2 protein-coding genes are annotated in these 639 nt (G+C 43.2%); one reads left to right on the top strand and one right to left on the bottom strand.

Features of this window, described 5'->3' with window-relative positions:
- The coding region (locus A3729_RS07760; protein ID WP_197475670.1) for a YebC/PmpR family DNA-binding transcriptional regulator at nt 1–201 on the top strand (201 nt) is incomplete at its 5' end.
- A gap of 101 nt (nt 202–302) precedes the next feature.
- Here the strand turns inward: A3729_RS07760 and A3729_RS07755 are convergent.
- Nucleotides 303–639, bottom strand: a 337-nt coding sequence (locus A3729_RS07755) for an SbcC/MukB-like Walker B domain-containing protein (RefSeq protein WP_304439702.1), incomplete at its 5' end; no start/stop codon positions are given.

Raw genomic sequence — 639 nt, 5'->3', positions numbered from 1 at the left:
AAGCAAGCGCTTAACGAAGCATTCGGTACAGAGAACAAGAACGGTGAAAAGGAAGTAGACTTTAAAGTTGATGAAATCCAGTTTGTTCCACAAACAACGACTGAAATTTCAGGTGACGATATTGCTACCTTCGAAACATTTTTAGATATGCTTAACGACCTGGATGACGTGCAAAACGTTTATCATAGCGCTGAGTTTTAAAACGTTTCTCTTAGGCAGAGGGTTTCACCCCTCGCTAATGCGGAATCCAAAACAAGCCAAGGTGCTTACGTTTCAGTAAAGCACTTTGGCCGCTGCCTACCTTAATCAGCTTGCCCTTTAATCTCATAAGCCTTATCCAAACGGCTGTACCCAAGCCCGCTCATTTTTTTAATATCAATCTGAACAGGTATACGCTCTTTCAAGGCATCTATATGACTAATCACGCCAATCATTTTACCCTGAGAGTTGAGCTGATCCAGTGAATCTAGTGCGATATCCAATGTCGCACGGTCTAGCGTACCGAAACCTTCATCGAGAAATAAACTGTCAATTTGAGTTTTATAGCTAACCAGGTCAGACAAAGCCAGGGCCAGCGCCAAGCTGACCAAAAAGCTTTCACCGCCAGATAGAGTTCGTGTATCTCTATGCGAATCTGCT

It is taken from the genome of Oleiphilus sp. HI0043, assembly GCF_001634935.1.
Note: the sequence above shows the minus strand (reverse complement) of the source record. Positions and strands in the feature narration are given on the sequence as shown.